This is a genomic window from Hominimerdicola alba 8, from assembly GCF_000178155.2.
Lineage (GTDB): Bacteria > Bacillota > Clostridia > Oscillospirales > Ruminococcaceae > Hominimerdicola > Hominimerdicola alba_C.
On sequence record NZ_ADKM02000080.1, the window covers coordinates 26917 to 44526 of the forward strand.

Genomic DNA, 17610 nt, shown 5'->3' on the forward strand with positions numbered 1-17610 from the left:
GATGGTTAGGTTGTGCTAATATTAATGACGGTTAGTGAGAACAAATAAAATTCAGAAAAAGTTGGCTTTGTGCCGACTTTTTGTATTTTATGGCAAAGTTAGCTTAGGTAAACTAAGTTAAACATGCCAAACACTAACAGACAGAAGGCATTCAGCCTCAGTGGGAGGAAAAAGGATAATGTATCATAAAAAGACGGCATTTGGCAGGTTGCTGCCGTTACTGACGGCATTGATGCTGGCACTTTTCAGCACAGGTATCATCGCTTTTGCGTCAACTGATTACTACCCCTCTTGGGAGGAATACAAGGCGGCGGGTCAGCCTGCCAATACATGGAACGATGTGGCGGATTCCATCGATAAGCTGATGGAAGCATCATATCAGCTGTATTCGCGGGGCAATACCGAAGAAGCATACACGCCTATACTCAACGCCTACAATTTCTATTATGAAACATCGGGCTTTGAAAGAAATGTCAACGGTTATTCGGGTTCGGAAGTCAGCAAGGCTGAACTTGCTTTCAAGACGGCGCGAAAGGCTGTCAAAAAAGGCGAGGATATCGAAAAGATAAAATCGAACTTCAATGACCTCAGCGCGATACTTCACGGTCAGGCTAATCACCTTGATGGTCTGGGTGACAGCGGTGGGTCAAAGCTGACATTCGGTGAGGGCGGTGCTGCTTCAGAAACGGCATCGACTACAGAGAATGCTGCACAGACTGCTTCGGCTGAAACACCTGCGGCAAACAGCGGCTCATCACCGCTCGGCAGCGGCGGCACGAATGTCTGGGTGACTTTTGCGAGCTGCTTCGCGATAATCCTGCGTGAGGGTCTTGAAGCGATACTTGTTGTCGGCGCGATAATCGCATATCTTGTGAAATCGGGCAACAAGGATAAGCTGAAACACGTTTATATCGGCTGTGTTGCGGCTATCGGCGCAAGTTTCCTGTGTGCATGGCTGCTTAGTCTGCTTAAGCTGGCAAACACCGCAAATCAGGAAATAATCGAGGGTGTTACCGCGCTGACTGCTGTGCTGGTGCTGTTCTATGTTAGCAACTGGATGGTTTCCAAAGCGGAAGCTGATACATGGAACAAGTACATAGATGAACAGGTGAAAGTATCTGCTGAAACAGGCAGTGTGTTCACTCTGGCATTTACTGCGTTCCTTGCGGTGTTCCGTGAAGGTGCTGAGGTAATACTCTTCTACCAGCCTTTGCTCAACGATGCTAAGAGCATGAGTTATGTCTGGGGCGGCTTCGGCGTGGGTGTCGTGGTACTGGCTGTCGTGTTCCTGTGCATCAGATTCTTAAGTGTGAAACTGCCTATAAGACCATTCTTTCTCGGTACCAGCATACTGATGTTCATTATGTCCATATCTTTCTTGGGCGCGGGCATCAAGGAACTTATCGAGGGCGATGTCATCGACATGACTTCACCCGAATGGCTACAGGCTATCATACCGTTCAACGATGTGCTGAACGTACTTGGTATCTATCCTGTGCTTGAAACGCTGATACCTCAGCTGATACTGATATTTGTAACGCTGATGATATTCGTTATGCAGAAGTTTGGTACCAAAAACAAGAACGAAGCCGGCATACTCGCAATTGTCTTCGGCGGTGTTGGCGGACATAAGTTCTATCTGGGCAAATACGGTCAGGGACTTGTCTGCGTGGCATTCTGCTGGAGTGGTATACCCGAACTGCTGGGCATCATACAGGGCATACATTACCTGACTGAAACGACCGAACAGTTTGAAGCGGAGATCGCACCCAAAAAGAAAACGCCTAAGAAAAAGGCGGCAAAGAAATAGTCTACTATATCCCGCATACAGGGTAAATATAATAGAGCAACCAAGTCATATCTTAAGGAGGAATTTTTCATGACTAAGAAGAAGTTAGTCGGCATCGCACTGGCATCTATGATGGCAATAAGCCTCGCAGCATGCGGCGACACCGATACAAGCAGCACTGCTGAGAGCAAGGCTGCTGCAAGCAATGCTGAAACAACTGCTGCTGAGAGCGAAAAGAGCGAGGGCACAGATGCAGTCGTTGAGGACACCCCTGCTGCTGATGACGGCGCTGCAGGCTTCACCGAGTATCCTATCTTTGAGGACGAGGAAGTTGGTTTCCTGAACGTTTCTGCTGTTTACTTCCAGCCTGTTCCGATGTCTAACGGCAACGAGAAGGTAGACGGTTTCAACATTCACCTTGAGGCTGACGTTTCCGCACTGGAGAACGATCTGGGCTTCGGTGTTGGTGACTGGGTACCTTACATGACCGTTGACTACAAGATCACCGGTTCTGACGGAAATGTTGCTGCTGAGGGTACTTTCATGGTAATGTCCGCTTCTGACGGTCCTCACTACGGTGCTAACGTAGCTCTGCCTGATGCAGATACCTACAGCATCGAGTTCCAGTTCCACAATCCTGAAGAGAACGGTTACCTGCTGCACACCGATGCAGAAACAGGTCCCGGTGGTAATTTCGATGAGTACTTCAAGGACGGCAACCTGAAGGTTACATTTGATGGTTGGGATTACGTCCCTCAGGAGTGGTAATTTTACATCGGTAAATTTCCTTCAAACAAAAATACTCTATGCGCTGCAGAAAATGTCTACAGCGCATATTGTGCGTTTGTGAAGTTAACAATGGTTAATCCAGGTTAACGAAAATATCCTCTGAAAGGAGAAACTCTGTGTTAAAATATTTTGTGATGACCGTAGAAACGCTGGTGCTGGCGGCTGTGCTGACAGGCGCTCTGCGGGGCTTCATCAAACTGATAAAAGAGCGTTTCGGCGCTTATGCAGGCGGGATAGGCGCAGGTGTCGGTTTCGTGGCGGCGGCAGTCATGGCTTTCATGAAAAATGCCACCACCAAAATAGATACCTCGCTGTGGAACCTGCGCATATTCACTGTGACGATAATACTTTCGCTGCTGCTGATAATAATTTCCATATTCCGCAAAAACAAGGTCATGGGGGCGATAAGCTGTGTGTTTGGCGGAGTTGTCGCGGCACTGCTGATATTTTATGCACTGCCCGATGTGCTGGCGTACCCGTACATTATCCTGCTGACAGAAAAATCGGTGCTGTCAACTGGCTTTTTGTTCAAGTGCATCGGCATAATCTTCGGTCTGATACTTATGGTCGTGGCACAGATGGCTGTACATAACGGCATGCTGAGGCTTTCGGGCTGGCAGGCTTATGCCGTTACAGCGGCGTTACTCCTTATCAACGCCGCAAGACAGTTCTGCGCAAGTCTGGGCATAATGCTCAACAAGCGCATGCTTGAAAACTTCGACCCTGACACCAAGCACAGTATTTTTGAACTGGTCAAATTTTCCTCCAATAACAGCAATATATTCGTTTATGCGGCAATTATCTCGGCTCTGGTGATGCCTGTACTGCTCTGGATAAAGAGTCTGCGTGCTGACGAACCTTACGACAATCCCGCGCAGAAGCGCAAACTGCGCAAAAAGTGGCGCGTTACCAGAACATGGGCTAACCTCGCGATATTCTGCCTTGTTTTTGGAATGGTGACATTCACCACCCTCGATGCGGTGGCTAACAGGGAAGTTCCTCTGTCGCCTGTAGAAGATGCCAAGATCGAGAACGGCTATGTGATAGTACCGTTTGAACAGGTCGATGACGGTCACCTGCACCGCTTTGCTTATGTGACCGAGAACGATATACAGATACGCTTTATAGTCATAAAAAAGCCGAATTCTTCGGCTTACGGCATCGGTCTTGATGCCTGTGATGTCTGCGGTGAAACAGGCTATTTTGAGAAAGACGGTCAGGTGGTGTGCAAGCTGTGCGATGTTGTCATGAATATTCAGACCATCGGCTTCAAGGGCGGCTGCAACCCGATTGTCATACCTTATGAGATACGTGACGGACAGATATTCGTGCCGCTGGACGGTCTGACCGAGCACGAAAAGATGTTCAAGAACAACCGAATGAGAAGCTGAGGAGGGGCAGTATGTTCTTTAGAATGATACGCGGGACACTGTTCCGCCAGTGGAAAAAAATGCTGATGATAGCCTTTACCATAGCGCTGGGCGCATCGCTCGCATCGGCTATGCTGAGCGTTATGCTCGATGTGGGCGACAAGGTAAATCAGGAACTTAAAACTTACGGTGCTAACATAACCGTTGTACCGAAGGAAAATTCGGTGCTGACAAACCTATATGAGGTCGAGGACGGCGGCGTGAGCGGCGCTTATTTGCAGGAAGATGAACTGGGCAAGATAAAGACCATCTTCTGGGCATTCAATATCGTGGATTTTGCGCCGTTCGTCAATGTTGATGCGACACTTGACGACGGCACTGAAGTGCAGTGTGTGGGAAGCTGGTTCGACCACCACATGGACTTGCCCACAGGTGAAACTCTTGATGCAGGCGTTGTCAGTCTGCGAAGCTGGTGGGAACTGACAGAAGGTTCGTGGTTAGATGAACAGCTTTCTGCCAACTGCGCCGATGAAGTGATGGTCGGTAAAGACCTTGCCGAAAAGCTGGGCGTTAAGGCGGGCGACACGCTCCATCTGAACGGTCCCGCATCTGACAAAAATATGAAAGTTGCGGGCATATACGATGCGGGCGGCACTGAGGATATGCAGATATACATGCAGCTCGACACAGCGCAGGCGCTTGCCGACCTTGAGGGCAGGGTAGACAAGATAGAAGTCAGCGCACTGACAACTCCCGAAAACGAACTTTCGGAGCGTGCGGCAAAAGACCCGTCATCGCTGACAGTGGCGCAGATGGAAACATGGACATGCACCGCTTATGCAAGTTCGATATGCTATCAGATACAGCAGGTCATCACCGATTCGGTAGCCGCCCCCGTAAGGCAGGTAGCTGACTCGGAGGGTGCTATACTCAGCAAGACACAGCTTTTGATGATACTGATAACCATACTCAGCCTGATAGGTGCGGCGCTGGGTATATGCAATCTGGTAACGGCAAGCGTTATGGAGAGAAGTCAGGAGATAGGTCTGATGAAAGCGATAGGTGCGCATAACCTGTCGGTGGCACTGCTGGTGCTGTGCGAGATATTCATAACAGCGATAATCGGCGGTGTTGCGGGCTTCTTTGCGGGATTTGGCTTTGCACAGCTGATAGGTCACACGGTATTCGGTTCAGCGATAGAGATGCGACCGATGGTAGTGCCGATAGTTGCGGTGCTGGTGGTGCTGGTGACGCTGATAGGCTCGATACCCGCCATAAGAATGCTGCTGGGTCTGCGCCCGACAGAAGTTCTTCACGGCAGATAAGAGCGGAGGCAAAGTAAAATGAAAAAGAGAAAAATGTTCATACGCATGATAACAGCCTCGCTTATGCGGCGGCGTTCGCGAATGGTCGTGGCGCTTCTGTCCATAGCCATCGGCGCGACCATACTTTCGGGGCTGGTGTCGATATATTACGATGTACCAAGACAGATGGGCGCTGAGTTCAGAAACTACGGCGCTAACATGATATTCACTGCGGGCGATGATGCTTTCACCTTAGACGATGTGCGTGCGGGGCAGTCGAAGATTGACAGCACGCAGATAGTGGGCGTTGCGCCTTACCGCTACGAGAACGTGAGGATAAACGATATCCCTGTCGTTGCGGCAGGCACCGACCCTGAGGGCGCTAAAAAAGCAAGCCCTTACTGGAGGGTCGAGGGCGAGTGGTTCACTGGTGACAGTCAGCTTCTTATCGGTGCTTCGGTAGCAGAGTCGTTCAGGCTGAAAGCGGGCGACACCATAGAGGTTTCTTACAGCCCCGTGTCAGAGAACGATGAAACGACTTCTGACGGCGAGGACGAGTTCGTTCTTGACACCTACAAGCCTTTCACGGTAATGGGCGTTTTGCAGACAGGCGGCTCGGAAGAGAACTACATCTACATGAGCCTTGATGCACTGACTGAACTTACGGGCGAAGAGGGTACTCTCGATGTGGCAGAACTGAGCGTTTCTGCCGATGCCGAACAGCTGGCGGGGTATATCAGCGAGATAAACGGCAGTGTTAAGAACGTGCATGCAAGTCTTGTAAAGCGCGTGACCGCATCGGAAGCTACAGTGCTTACCAAATTGCAGGCTTTGGTGCTTCTGGTCACTATAGTCGTGCTGGCGCTGACGATGATATGCGTTGCTACGACCATGACAGCAGTCGTGGCAGAGCGCCGCAAGGAGATAGGTCTGCGCAAGGCGATAGGCGCATCTGACAAGAGCATAATACAGGAATTTATGGGCGAGAGCATGCTTCTGGGTCTGCTGGGCGGACTTCTCGGCGCGGTGCTGGGCTTTGTGTTCGCACAACAGGTCAGCATCAATGTGTTCAGCAGTTCGATATCGTTCAGACCGCTTCTTCTGCCGATAACAGTGCTGGCTTCCATAGCGGTAACAGGCATATCGAGCCTTATGCCCATAAGAAGCGCAACAGATGTTGATCCCGCAATTGTCCTCAAAGGAGAGTAGTGGTTAATTCATAATCGTGGTTATCCCGCTGACACACCGCCAAAACGGCGGTTTTACAGAACTTAAGGCGGTTGGCGTATATCTTTCCCCCGCCGCAGGCGGGGGAAAGATATGGGGCGCTCAATTATCCTTTTGTTTACAGCATTTTCAGCCGGTGTGCTAAAGGGATAGTCATATTCATAATTTAAAATTCATAATTGTTGACATGGGCGAAAGTTCTGCGTTTTGTCGGCAGGGTGGGGGCACTCACCTATTGATACTTGCGAACGTGCGGACAAAGTGTCAAGCCTAACGTGCAAAATGTCCAGCATTACATCAGCAAAGCTGAAGTTTGGGGTGTGGGGGAGCATTGACTGTGTTGAATGCGTGTCCCCATTTAAGATAGGAGTTTAAAATGAGTTTATTGGAACTTAAGAATGTTTATAAGATCTATGGTGATCTTCATGCGCTCGATGATGTGAGCCTGAAGGTCGAAAAGGGCGAGTGGGTGTCTATAATGGGACCATCAGGCTCTGGCAAAAGTACGATGATGAATATTATCGGGTGCATGGATAAGCCCAGCAAGGGCGAAGTTCTGCTGGACGGTGTGGATATATCAAAGGAGTCGAAGAAGAACCTGACCAATATCCGCAGGGACAAGATAGGGCTTATCTTCCAGCAGTTCCATCTGGTAAATTACCTGACAGCGGTTGAGAATGTCATGCTGGCACAGTATTATCACAGCATACCTGATGAAAAGGAAGCACTCGAAGCGCTGGACAGAGTTGGTCTGGCAGACAGGGCAAAGCATCTGCCCAGTCAGCTTTCGGGCGGTGAACAGCAGCGTGTGTGCGTGGCAAGGGCGCTGATAAATTATCCTGAGATAGTCCTGGCTGACGAGCCGACAGGCAACCTCGATGAAGCTAACGAAGAGGTCGTTGTTGACCTGTTCCACAAACTGCATGACGATGGTACGACGCTGATAGTAGTCACCCATGACCCTGAGGTCGCTGAGGTCGCACAGCGCACGCTGGTGCTGAGAAGCGGCAAACTCAGCAAAGAGGTGGTCAACGAGAACTTCACAGGAAAGATAAGATTCGACTAGAGCGGAGGGATTTCTTATGAAAAAGCTGATGATAGCAGTTTCGGTGCTGGTGCTGACAGCGGGTCTGACCGCATGCGGTAGCAAGTCTTACAAGGACGGCACATACAAGGCTAAAAGTGCCGAATATCACAGCGATGACGGTACAGAAGAGGGCAACGGCTACGGAGAGGTCGAGCTGACCATATCGGGCGGAAAAATAACAGAATGCACTTTCAAGACCTACGAACTTGACGGAACTTACAAAGACGAGAACTACGGCAAGGAAGACGGCGAGATAAAGAACAAGGACTATTACAGCAAGGCACAGCGTGCGAGGGCGGCTTGCGAGAATTATTCTTCTCAGCTGGTGTCAAAAGGCGATATAGACGAGGTCGATGGCGTGAGCGGTGCTACTGTCAACTACAATGAGTTCAAGGAGGCTGTTACTGCGGCTTTGAAGCAGGCAGAGGAATAATGCGGGTACTGCGTCATGTCATCGTTACAGCGGCGGCGCTGTTTCTGATGCTCGGTCTGCCGTTTCTTAACAGTGACTATTACAAGCGTCTGCGCGGCGGCACTGACGCTGTGTCAAGTGCGTCCACTGCGCTTGACAAGCCGTCTGGTGAGTATGTGGTGTTCATAAACCGAAGCCTGCATACCAACAGCGCAAATCTCGCGGCGTGGGAGGGTTTCTTTGCTGAGGGCAGGGACGAAGAACTTTACACCGTCTTTGAGGACTTAAGCTGTACCGTAGCCGATAATGACGCGGCGGGGCTTGAAATGGCAAAGAGTTTCCAGTCGATACTTCCCGAAAATCAGATGAAAGTCAGCACCGAAAATGTGATGCTGATGCTTTCAAAAGCAGAAAACGGGCGGTTCGATGTGATAGTGATGTCAAAGGAGATAGCTGACATGTTCGGTGCAGAACGCATAGCGGCGATGACTGACGCAGATATGCTGACCGTAAAACAGGCTGAGGAGGAAGAAGCGTGAGAAGAGCAAACGCAGTAATAAGCATGCTGATACTGGCGCTTTTCCTTTTTCATGGAGTAGTGGGCGGATTTCAGCTGGCGGGCGTTATGGAGGGCGGCAATGTTGTGATGCAGGTACTCGCATACGTAATGACGGCGCTGATAGTTATTCACCTTATCATCGGCACAAAGCTGACTGTTGACACGGTAACAGCCATGAAAAAGTCGGGGACGCACTATTATAAGGAGAACAGGCTGTTCTGGCTGAGAAGAGTCAGCGGATTTGCGGTAATGATATTCATAGCGTTCCACATACTGCTTTTTCTGGGGAAAAATGACGGTGTTTATCGCCTGAGTTTTTTCGGCGGCTTACAGCTGGCGACACAGATACTTATGGTCATCTCTATCGCGGTGCATGTGATAAGCAACGCAAAGCCGATGCTGCTCAGCTTCGGCACGAAGTCGTATAAAGAACTGGGTATCGACCTTGCAATGATATTATCGGGCATACTGCTGTTCACAGGGGTGTGCTTTGTGATATATTATTTCAGGTGGAAGATGATATAATGGCGCTTTTTTAATTCATAATTCATAATTCACAATTCATAATTGTTGGCATGGGCGATAGTTTGCCGTTCTGCCGCAAGCGGGTAAGAACGGCAATTATCGCGGTGGGCGGTCATCGCTTAACCGCGTAAACAGGCGTTTGTGACGAATTTTGACGGGTTGACGAAATGTACTGTCAGTTATTGGAGAAGGTTGAACGGCTTATGGAAAAGACTATCATTATCGGTGCGGGGCTTTCGGGGCTGACGGCGGCCATCACCCTTGCGAGGGGCGGGCGGCACTGTTTGCTGGTGTCACTGCAAGCCTCAGAAAGGGCGCAGTCGGTGCTTGCTGAGGGCGGCATCAATGCGGCGCTGGACGTTATGGGCGAGGGCGACAGTCCGCAGTACCATTTTGAAGATACCATGAAAGGCGGGGTTTACCTCGCTGATGAAAACGCTGTCAGGCGGCTGACTAAGGGTGCGCCCGAAGTCGTGAGGTGGCTGGCGGGGCTTGGTGTGCCTTTCAACATGGCTGAGGGTCATCTCGTTCAGCGAAATTTCGGCGGGCAGAAGAAGAAGCGAACCGCTTACGCCAAAAGCAGTACAGGCAAGATGATAATGTCGGCGCTGATAGATGAAGCGCGAAAGTACGAAGCATCGGGGCTTATCGAGCGTTTCCCGCACCACGAGTTCATTGAAGCCGTTATTGAGGACGGCGTATGTAAAGGGGCGGTGGTGCGCGACTGCTACACCGACAAGTCTGCGGTGATGCGGGGGAAAGTGATAATGTGCTGCGGCGGAATGGCGGGGCTTTTCCCTAATATGACCACAGGCACGACACAAAACAGCGGATATGCGGCGGCAAAGCTGTTTGAACAGGGGGTCATCTTCGGCAACACGGAGATGCTCCAGTACCACCCGACTACCATCGGCATACCCGACAAGCGCTGTCTTGTCACCGAAGCGGCACGCGGCGAGGGCGGCAGGCTGTACATCGAGAGAAATGGCGAGAAGTGGTATTTCATGGAAGAAAAATATCCCGAACTGAAAAACCTGATGCCCCGCGATGTTGTGTCGCGTGAGATGTATTTTGTAAGGCGGCGGGAGGACTGCGGCGACACGGTATATCTGGATATGACAGGGCTTTCTGCCGAGATATGGCAAAAGCGTCTGCCCGACCTGCGCGCCGAGATAATACACTATCTCGCCATCGACCCCGCTGAAAAGCCTGTGCCTGTCCATGAGGGGATACACTATTTCATGGGCGGCATCTACACCGATATTAATCACCGCACCAATATCAGCGGGCTGTATGCGGCGGGCGAGTGTACCTGCCAGTATCACGGTGCTAACCGTCTGGGCGGAAATTCGATGCTTGGCGCGGTCTTCGGCGGAAAGACTGCCGCTGAGGATATACTTGCGAGGGGCGAGAACGGTAATTCGGGCGAAACAGAGTTTTCAGGGGAATGCCATGCCGATGAACCGAGCGAAGCAGTCAGAAAAGAACTGGGCGAAATATTGTACTCAGGGCTGGGCATAGTCAGGAGCGAAGCGGGTATCGACTCAGCCATAGCAAGGCTTGATGCACTTGAAAAGCGCGAGGGCATCTACCCGCGAACAAGGCTGGGACGGTCGATGCTTATGTCTGCAAAAGCCCGAAAAGAGAGTCGAGGTGCCCATTACCGCGAGGATCACCCCGACAAGGACGAAAGCCTGCGTGCGCCTACTTTATCGTGGTGCGAGGACGGCGAAGTCAGGGTGAGGATATAGTTTTTCTTTATGACCTGAATGAACTGTCAAAAAATTACTTTAGACTTTGAAAAATGTCGGCAGTGATGTACATTGACTTTATTGCCTTGCTGTGATATAATTCCTATAAAGCAGAGTAGAATTATATGATATTTTCAGCGAGGACGGTAAAAATGCCTGAAACAGGAAGAAAGGGAGTGAATGCGATGACCACCGAACTGAAAATTCTCAGGCGTGAAAGCGCACAGTCGGAAGCGTACCGGCAGAGTTTCATATTTGAAACTGAGGACGAAAACGCCGCTGTTTCCACTGCGCTGACTGCCTTAAATGCACGCGATGACCTTAAAGATAAGGACGGCAAGCCTGCAAAGCCCATAAGATGGGAGTGCAGCTGCCTGCAAAAGAAGTGCGGAGCATGCGCGATGGTCATTAACGGCAGTCCGCGACTTGCCTGTGACAGCAAGCTGAAAGAACTCGGCAGTGTTGTGACGGTCGAGCCGCTGAGGAAATTCCCTGTGGTGGCTGACCTTATCGTTGACCGCAAGGTGATGTTCGACAGCCTGCGAGAGATGTCGGTATGGCTGAAAAGTGAACTTACACCCGATGAAAATACGCAGGATATCGCTTACGAAGCATCGGGCTGTTTGCAGTGCGGGTGCTGTCTGGATGTCTGCCCGAACTTCTATGCGGGCGGCAAATTTGTCGGCATGGCGGGCGGTGTGCCCGTTTCGCGGCTGATAGAACAGCTTCCGAAAGATGAGAAGAGCGAGATCCTCAAAGAATACCGCAAAAGGGTCTATGAGGGGTGCGGCAAATCGCTGGCGTGCAGAAAGATCTGTCCTGCGGGGCTTGATATCGAGAAACTGCTGGTAAATTCAAACGCCGCTTCTGTATGGAAGTCGCTGTTTTGGCGGAAAAAGTGAACAGGCTGGGGCTTTGGCTGTTCGCGGCGGTCTATGTTGGGGTGACTGCCTGCGGGCTGACGCTGGCGGTGAGGGCAACTCAGCCGCGTTATCACTACGAGGTCAGGCAAGACCTTAGCGTACATTTTGACAACGCCGATAAGGTCATTGAGAAAGTGCGCTCACGCCTGAAAGAGCGGCAGAAAGTCATTCGCATAACCTACAGTGCCAAAAACAGCAGTCTTGATGATACTGACAAGCTGGTGCGTGAACTGATGCAGTTCGCCTGCGCCGAAACTGACTGTCCTGATGAGGGCGATTATATAGGCTGTCAGTTAGGTGGTTATAATTCTGCTTTCACCGAAGAAAGATCCGATGATGGGCATAAGAATGTCATCGAGATAACGCCGATATATTTTACCGATGCCGCGCAGGAGTTTGAAACCGATGATGCTGTCAGAGAGGTCATAGAAAGTCTGGGGCTTTCTGATGATGCGGCTGATGAAGAGAAAGTCAGCGCAGTATATGAATGGGTCTGCGATAACGTGCAGTATGACCATATCCACCGCCGAAATGACAGCTACCGACTGCGGTCGGCGGCTTACGGGGCACTGGTCTACAGGCGAGCGACCTGCATGGGCTATGCGGTGACGGTATACCGTCTTTTGCGGGAACTGGGTGTAGGCTGTCGGGTCATAACAGGTGATGCAGCGGGTGAGTACCACGCATGGAACATCGTCTGTATTGACGGTGAGTGGTACAACGCTGATGCCACATGGGATTCTATGGGCGGCGGAAGAGCGAACTATCTGAAAAGTGACAGTGACTTCGGTGACCACGTAAGGGAAGAGAAGTTTGAAACAGCCGAGTTTCGGGCGCAGTACCCGATGGCTGTCACAAGTCTGAAAGGAAAGTAATGTAAAATGAAGAGAAAAGCTATTGAATGGATATTGGGAGTTCTGCTTCTGGGGTGCAGTCTTTGCCTCAGCGTTGGTGTAAAGCTGGTGTTCCACGCCTGCGGACCGATGGAGGACGGCAAGTGGATGACCTGCCACTGGGCTGAACAGGCTGTACTGGTCATCGGCGGTGTTATGACTGTCATATCTTTGCTGGTACTGTTTGTGACCAGCGGCGGCATGCGCAGGGGTCTGGCGCTTGCACTGGCACCTCTTGGGATAGGCGCGGCACTTATACCCAACATTATGATAAAACTCTGCATGATGTCTGACATGAGATGTCATTCAGTGATGAAGCCCGCAGTTATCATATTCGGCTTAGCGGCGGCAGTACTGGGTGCTGTTTACGCACTGGTCGGCAAAAAAGACTGACTTCGGCTGACGGCAAGGCATTCCCCGAAAAATGGAAAGCCCCACCCGCCCGCCCCTCAACGCAGTCTGCTTACAAATGACAACATGGAGAATGAAAAATGAAAAGTCTGGCAATAAAAAATCTTAAGGGCAGACCTGTGCGCACCGCTGTGCTGATGGTGCTTGCGGCACTGCTGAGTTTCACGGCGCTGGGCGGCACACTGGTGGTCGCAAGTCTTGGCAAGGGTCTTGATTCACTGAAAGCGCGGCTTGGTGCAGATGTGATGGTCGTGCCGAGAGAAGCCACCATGAAAAAGAAGTTCGAGGATATCGTATTGCAGGGAAGCACAGGCTATTTTTATATGAGTTCTGCACTTGCCGATGAAGTGATACAGCGTGAGGGCGTTGGGCAGGTGTCGCCGCAGTTTTTTCTGGCTTCAACAGGTTCAAGCTGTTGTTCGATACCTGTACAGATAATCGGATTTGACCCCGATACCGACTTCACTGTAAGTCCCTGGATAAAGCGTACTTACGGCGGTGAACTGGGCAAATACGACATCGTGGCAGGCAGTGACCTAAATGCTTTTGTGGGCGATAAGCTGAGTTTCTACGGCGTTGAATGCACCGTTGCCGCAAAGCTGGAAAAGACAGGCACTACCTACGATACAACGGTCTTCACCAATAAGGATACCATAACTGCGCTGATACAGTCGTCACTGGACAAGGGCATGAACGATTTCAACGACACTGACCCTGAACATTCTGTTTCCTGCCTGATGATAAATGCGGCTGATGGCACTTCACCCGAAGAACTGGTAAACGACATAAATATCCACTGCAAAAAGGTCAGGGCTTTTAGGTCGGGCGACATGATAAGCGGTATCGCCGGAAGCCTTAGCGGTGTTTCGCAGATGATACGACTGCTTATCGCGGCGGTATGGGTGCTGGGCATAGTGATACTTCTGCTGGCATTCACCATGAGCGTAAACGAGCGCAAAAAGGAGTTCGCGGTACTTCGGGTAATGGGTGCATCGCGGGCAAAGCTGGCGGGGCTGGTGCTTAAAGAAGCACTCTGCACCTGTCTGGGCGGCAGTCTTATAGGCGCTGTTGTCGGACTGCTGGTGCTTCTGCCTTTCAACGGCGTTATCGAAAAGACACTTGCTCTGCCGTTTCTTCTGCCGAATGCGGGAAGCATAACGGGCTTTGCCATAGCAGCTGTTGCCCTTTCGGTAATATCGGGTGCAGCGGCGGCGGCAGTCAGTGCATGGCGGGTCAGCCGCATCGACACGGGGCTTATTCTTAGGGGGGACAACTGATGGAACTGATAGCTGAAAAAGTCACGCGGGAATTTGTTCGCCCAAGCGGTAAGACCAACCGCTTTTTCGCGGTAAAGGAAACTGACTTCGCGCTTCAGTCGGGCAGGCTGACGGTGCTGATGGGGCGTTCGGGAAGCGGCAAGACCACTCTGCTGAACATGCTTTCGGGTCTGCTGATGCCGTCATCGGGCAGGATAACTGCTGACGGCAAAGACCTCTACGCCATGCCCGATAAAGAACTTTCGCGGTTCAGGTGTGAGCATTTCGGCGTTATACCGCAGGGGCAGACTGCTATTCACAGCCTGACTGTCACTGAGAATATCCTTTTGCCGTTTGCACTTTACGGTGATGCCCCAGATGAAGCCCGCGCCCGTCAGCTAATGGAACGGCTGGATATTGCTGACCTTGCAAACGCCCGTCCCGCCGAACTTTCGGGCGGGGAACTCAGGCGAGTGGCGATAGCAAGGGCGCTGGTGCGCAAGCCCTCGCTGATATTTGCCGATGAACCAACAGGCGACCTCGATGACGAGAACACCGCAGAAGTGTTCCGCTTTCTGAAAGAGTGCGCATCTGAGGGCGCGACGGTGCTGGTAGTCACCCACGAGAACGATGCTAAGGGCTACGCCGACATAATGCTCAAAATGTCGGCAGGCGTGCTTACACAGGAATAAAAATACGGCGCTGAAACTGTCAGAGTTCAGCGCCGTTATTTTTTATTATGGCTATCCCTTTAGCACACCAGCTGAAAATGCTGTAAACAAAAGGATAATTGAGCACCCCATATCTTTCCCCCGCCTGCGGCGGGGGAAAGAATACCGTCAGCTATTGTTGCCCCATCACAAGGCTGTTTAGTGCAGTGTGTCAGCGGGATGATCTTATTTTTTATTTGAATGCTTTTTTCATGCCCTCGACTGCTTCTATGACCCTGTCGCACCATGCGTCAAATTCGGGGTCATCATGCTGATATTCGGGGTGTGCCAGCACGTATTCGACAGTGCGGCGTATACCCTCGCGGGCGGTGACGGTACATTTGAAGTCAGGCACGAGCGCCTTGACTTTTGAGTTGTCGAACACGACCGAGTTCGACTTGTCACCGATAAGACTGCCCACAAAATCGTAGCCGCTCATATCGGCAAGCGTCTGCGATGCAACGTGGTACGCTTTCAGCTGAACGCCCAGCGCCTCAGCGATATAGCCGTATATCTCGTTCCAGCTGACGCTTTCATCACTTGTTATGTGGAAGACCTCACCTATCGCTTTTGGGTTGCCGACCAGACCCGCATAAGCCTTAGCAAAGTCGCTGTTGTGGGTTATCGTCCACAGGGAAGTGCCGTCACCGTGTATTATGACGGGCTTGCCCTCTTTTATGCGCTTGACCACCTGCCAGCTCCCGCCGTCACCGTGTACCCCCAGCGGAACGCTTCGCTCGTCATAAGTGTGGCTGGGTCTGACTATCGTTACAGGGAAGCCCTTGTCCCTGTACAGACCCATCAGGTATTCTTCGCAGGCTTTCTTGTTGCGCGAGTACTCCCAGTAAGGGTTCTCCAGCGGCGTTTCCTCAGTTATCACATAGCCTTTCGGGGGCTTTTGGTAGGCTGATGCCGAACTGATGTAGATGAACTGCTTTGTCCTGCCGCCGAAAAGCCGATAGTCGCGTTCAAGCTGTTGTGGCACAAATCCGATGAACTCACCCACGCAGTCAAATTCAAGCCCGTCCAGCAGTTTTGCGGTCTTTTCCTCGTCGTTTATGTCGGTGGTGATGTACTTTATGTTCCCCGAAAGACCCTCGTTGCGCGAACCCCTGTTGAGCAGATAAAGTTCGTGACCCTCTTCGGCAAGGCGCTTTGTTATCGCCATGCTGATAGTGCCTGTGCCGCCGATAAACAGTATTTTCATGGCGTTTCCTCCTTAAAGTTCAGCCTTGACAGCTATGCGGTATATCTCGGCAGCATCTTCAGATGACAGGTGAACGAAACCGCCTGTCCTGCCGTCGTCAACGCCCAGCTTTTCCACCAGTACGGGGATATCCTCTTCCTTAGCGCCCAGTTCAGCGAAGTTTATCGGCATGCCGATGCTGTGCAGGAAAGTCCTGAAACGGCGGATACCCTCGCGGGCAGTCTTTTCGGGGTCAGTGAAATCCATATCCACCCCGAACACCCTTGTCGCCATCTGACAGAAGCGCATTACATCGTGCTTGCAGACAAACTCCATCCACGCGGGCATTATCACAGCCAGTCCTGCACCGTGAGCGCAGTCATAAAGACCCGAAAGTTCGTGTTCCAGCCCGTGACTGTTCCAGTCCTGTTCTCTGCCAACGCCGACTATATTGTTGTGTGCCACCATGCCTGCCCACATTATATTTGCGCGTGCATCATAGTTTTTGGGGTCAGCGATGACGCGGGGAGTTTCCCTCAGCATGGTCATCAGCACCGCTTCGCAAAGGCGGTCGGTTATCTCGACTTCCTTTGTGTTGGTGAAGTATCTCTCAAAAACGTGCGCCATTATGTCGGTAGCACCGCAGGCTGTCTGGTATGCGGGCAGTGTCATCGTAAGTTCGGGGTCAAGCACCGAAAATCTCGGTCTGAGTGCATCTGAGCCTGTCGCCCTTTTCAGCATACCCTCTTCTTTAGTGATGACCGAGTCGCCCGAACCCTCACTGCCTGCCGCAGATATGGTAACTACTACGCCGACAGGGAGCGCTTTCACGACTTTCTTGCCGCAGTAAAAGTCCCAGAAATCACCCTCATAAACAACGCCTGCCGCAATGCCTTTAGCCGAGTCGATGACCGAGCCGCCGCCCACAGCAAGGATAAAGTCGATGCCCTCGCGCCTGCAAAGTTCGATGCCCTCATACACCAGCGTGTCACGGGGATTTGGCTTTACGCCGCCAAGTTCAAAGTAAGCCACGCCCTCTTCTTCCAGTGACTTTTTCACCTTGTCCAGCAGACCGCTTTTAACTGCTGAGCCGCCGCCGAAATGTATCAGCACCCTGCTTCCGCCGTATTTCTTGACATACCTGCCTGTTTCGCATTCACGACCCCTGCCGAAAACGAACTCGGTAGGGCTGTAAAAGTTAAAATCATTCATTTTTATAACTCCTTTCAGTATGGGAAATGTTAAACACCTTATAGAAAATATCAGCCTGTCGGTGAACTTGTTTATCGCTTATAAAATGCCTGTTTCCGCATTTATCTCAAAGCCTGACGACCGCCGTATTTTAGATGATTATAACACACACTTTCGGAAAAGTCAAGTACAAAAGCAAACATATATTTAGCAGATAACAGCATTAT

Annotated in this window: 17 protein-coding genes; 15 read left to right on the forward strand and 2 right to left on the reverse strand. The window is 51.2% G+C overall.

The window, feature by feature from the left end; translation table 11 throughout:
* Window positions 1–178: 178 nt before the first annotated feature.
* The 15 genes from CUS_RS08685 (at window position 179) to CUS_RS08755 (ending at window position 14988) form a co-directional block, all read left to right on the forward strand.
* Window positions 179–1810, forward strand: coding sequence for an FTR1 family protein (locus CUS_RS08685; RefSeq protein WP_002849748.1), 1632 nt, complete (start codon window positions 179–181; stop codon window positions 1808–1810).
* Between the two features lie 69 nt (window positions 1811–1879).
* Window positions 1880–2557, forward strand: coding sequence for an iron transporter (locus CUS_RS08690; RefSeq protein WP_002849616.1), 678 nt, complete (start codon window positions 1880–1882; stop codon window positions 2555–2557).
* A 137-nt stretch (window positions 2558–2694) separates the two neighbouring features.
* Window positions 2695–3969, forward strand: coding sequence for a Fe-S-containing protein (locus CUS_RS08695; RefSeq protein WP_002849712.1), 1275 nt, complete (start codon window positions 2695–2697; stop codon window positions 3967–3969).
* An 11-nt stretch (window positions 3970–3980) separates the two neighbouring features.
* Entirely contained in the window at window positions 3981–5273 is a 1293-nt protein-coding gene (locus CUS_RS08700; RefSeq protein WP_002849795.1) for an ABC transporter permease, read from the forward strand.
* A gap of 18 nt (window positions 5274–5291) precedes the next feature.
* The gene (locus CUS_RS08705; protein WP_002849746.1) at window positions 5292–6461 is read left to right on the forward strand and encodes an ABC transporter permease; all 1170 of its coding nucleotides are present in this window, start codon (window positions 5292–5294) and stop codon (window positions 6459–6461) included.
* A 394-nt stretch (window positions 6462–6855) separates the two neighbouring features.
* Window positions 6856–7545, forward strand: coding sequence for an ABC transporter ATP-binding protein (locus CUS_RS08710; RefSeq protein ID WP_002849689.1), 690 nt, complete (start codon window positions 6856–6858; stop codon window positions 7543–7545).
* 16 nt (window positions 7546–7561) lie between these two features.
* On the forward strand, window positions 7562–7999 hold the full coding sequence (locus CUS_RS08715) for an FMN-binding protein (protein ID WP_002849724.1): 438 nt from the start codon (window positions 7562–7564) through the stop codon (window positions 7997–7999).
* Window positions 7999–8517, forward strand: a complete 519-nt coding sequence (locus CUS_RS08720) for a hypothetical protein (RefSeq protein WP_002849669.1) — start codon at window positions 7999–8001, stop codon at window positions 8515–8517. Before CUS_RS08715 ends, CUS_RS08720 begins: the two co-directional genes overlap by 1 nt.
* Window positions 8514–9062, forward strand: a complete 549-nt coding sequence (locus tag CUS_RS08725; protein WP_002849728.1) for a hypothetical protein — start codon at window positions 8514–8516, stop codon at window positions 9060–9062. Before CUS_RS08720 ends, CUS_RS08725 begins: the two co-directional genes overlap by 4 nt.
* Window positions 9063–9265: 203 nt before the next feature.
* The gene (locus tag CUS_RS08730; protein WP_002849659.1) at window positions 9266–10813 is read left to right on the forward strand and encodes an FAD-binding protein; all 1548 of its coding nucleotides are present in this window, start codon (window positions 9266–9268) and stop codon (window positions 10811–10813) included.
* 152 nt (window positions 10814–10965) lie between these two features.
* Window positions 10966–11715, forward strand: coding sequence for a 2Fe-2S iron-sulfur cluster-binding protein (locus tag CUS_RS08735; RefSeq protein WP_050792215.1), 750 nt, complete (start codon window positions 10966–10968; stop codon window positions 11713–11715).
* A complete protein-coding gene (locus CUS_RS18590; RefSeq protein ID WP_002849735.1) occupies window positions 11700–12611 on the forward strand; it encodes a transglutaminase domain-containing protein in 912 nt (303 codons plus the stop codon). The genes CUS_RS08735 and CUS_RS18590 overlap by 16 nt, the downstream gene beginning before the upstream one ends.
* 6 nt (window positions 12612–12617) lie before the next feature.
* On the forward strand, window positions 12618–13022 hold the full coding sequence (locus CUS_RS08745) for a DUF4418 family protein (protein WP_002849716.1): 405 nt from the start codon (window positions 12618–12620) through the stop codon (window positions 13020–13022).
* A 98-nt stretch (window positions 13023–13120) separates the two neighbouring features.
* Window positions 13121–14317: an ABC transporter permease gene (locus CUS_RS08750; protein WP_002849726.1), complete on the forward strand. Its 1197-nt coding sequence runs from the start codon at window positions 13121–13123 to the stop codon at window positions 14315–14317.
* Complete coding sequence (locus CUS_RS08755; protein WP_002849672.1) at window positions 14317–14988, forward strand: ABC transporter ATP-binding protein; 672 nt, start codon at window positions 14317–14319, stop codon at window positions 14986–14988. Before CUS_RS08750 ends, CUS_RS08755 begins: the two co-directional genes overlap by 1 nt.
* Window positions 14989–15199: 211 nt before the next feature.
* On the opposite strand, the gene CUS_RS08760 is transcribed toward CUS_RS08755, so the two are convergent.
* Together CUS_RS08760 and CUS_RS08765 are read right to left on the reverse strand one after the other, a co-directional pair.
* On the reverse strand, window positions 15200–16213 hold the full coding sequence (locus CUS_RS08760; protein ID WP_002849677.1) for an NAD-dependent epimerase/dehydratase family protein: 1014 nt from the start codon (window positions 16211–16213) through the stop codon (window positions 15200–15202).
* Window positions 16214–16225: 12 nt separating this feature from the next.
* Window positions 16226–17404 carry an iron-containing alcohol dehydrogenase gene (locus CUS_RS08765; RefSeq protein WP_002849730.1) on the reverse strand — a complete coding sequence of 393 codons (1179 nt, stop codon included), beginning with the start codon at window positions 17402–17404 and terminating at the stop codon, window positions 16226–16228.
* Between the last annotated feature and the right edge of the window lie 206 nt (window positions 17405–17610).

Excerpts from the sequence above, each read along its gene's own strand:
- CUS_RS08710 (WP_002849689.1), top strand. The coding sequence starts at position 6,856 with ATGAGTTTATTGGAACTTAAGAATGTTTATAAGATCTATGGTGATCTT.
- CUS_RS08715 (WP_002849724.1), top strand. The coding sequence starts at position 7,562 with ATGAAAAAGCTGATGATAGCAGTTTCGGTGCTGGTGCTGACAGCGGGT.
- CUS_RS08760 (WP_002849677.1), bottom strand. The coding sequence starts at position 16,213 with ATGAAAATACTGTTTATCGGCGGCACAGGCACTATCAGCATGGCGATA.
- CUS_RS08685 (WP_002849748.1), top strand. The coding sequence starts at position 179 with ATGTATCATAAAAAGACGGCATTTGGCAGGTTGCTGCCGTTACTGACG.
- CUS_RS08700 (WP_002849795.1), top strand. The coding sequence starts at position 3,981 with ATGTTCTTTAGAATGATACGCGGGACACTGTTCCGCCAGTGGAAAAAA.
- CUS_RS08745 (WP_002849716.1), top strand. The coding sequence starts at position 12,618 with ATGAAGAGAAAAGCTATTGAATGGATATTGGGAGTTCTGCTTCTGGGG.
- CUS_RS08730 (WP_002849659.1), top strand. The coding sequence starts at position 9,266 with ATGGAAAAGACTATCATTATCGGTGCGGGGCTTTCGGGGCTGACGGCG.
- CUS_RS08735 (WP_050792215.1), top strand. The coding sequence starts at position 10,966 with ATGCCTGAAACAGGAAGAAAGGGAGTGAATGCGATGACCACCGAACTG.
- CUS_RS08690 (WP_002849616.1), top strand. The coding sequence starts at position 1,880 with ATGACTAAGAAGAAGTTAGTCGGCATCGCACTGGCATCTATGATGGCA.
- CUS_RS08755 (WP_002849672.1), top strand. The coding sequence starts at position 14,317 with ATGGAACTGATAGCTGAAAAAGTCACGCGGGAATTTGTTCGCCCAAGC.
- CUS_RS08705 (WP_002849746.1), top strand. The coding sequence starts at position 5,292 with ATGAAAAAGAGAAAAATGTTCATACGCATGATAACAGCCTCGCTTATG.
- CUS_RS08750 (WP_002849726.1), top strand. The coding sequence starts at position 13,121 with ATGAAAAGTCTGGCAATAAAAAATCTTAAGGGCAGACCTGTGCGCACC.
- CUS_RS08765 (WP_002849730.1), bottom strand. The coding sequence starts at position 17,404 with ATGAATGATTTTAACTTTTACAGCCCTACCGAGTTCGTTTTCGGCAGG.
- CUS_RS08720 (WP_002849669.1), top strand. The coding sequence starts at position 7,999 with ATGCGGGTACTGCGTCATGTCATCGTTACAGCGGCGGCGCTGTTTCTG.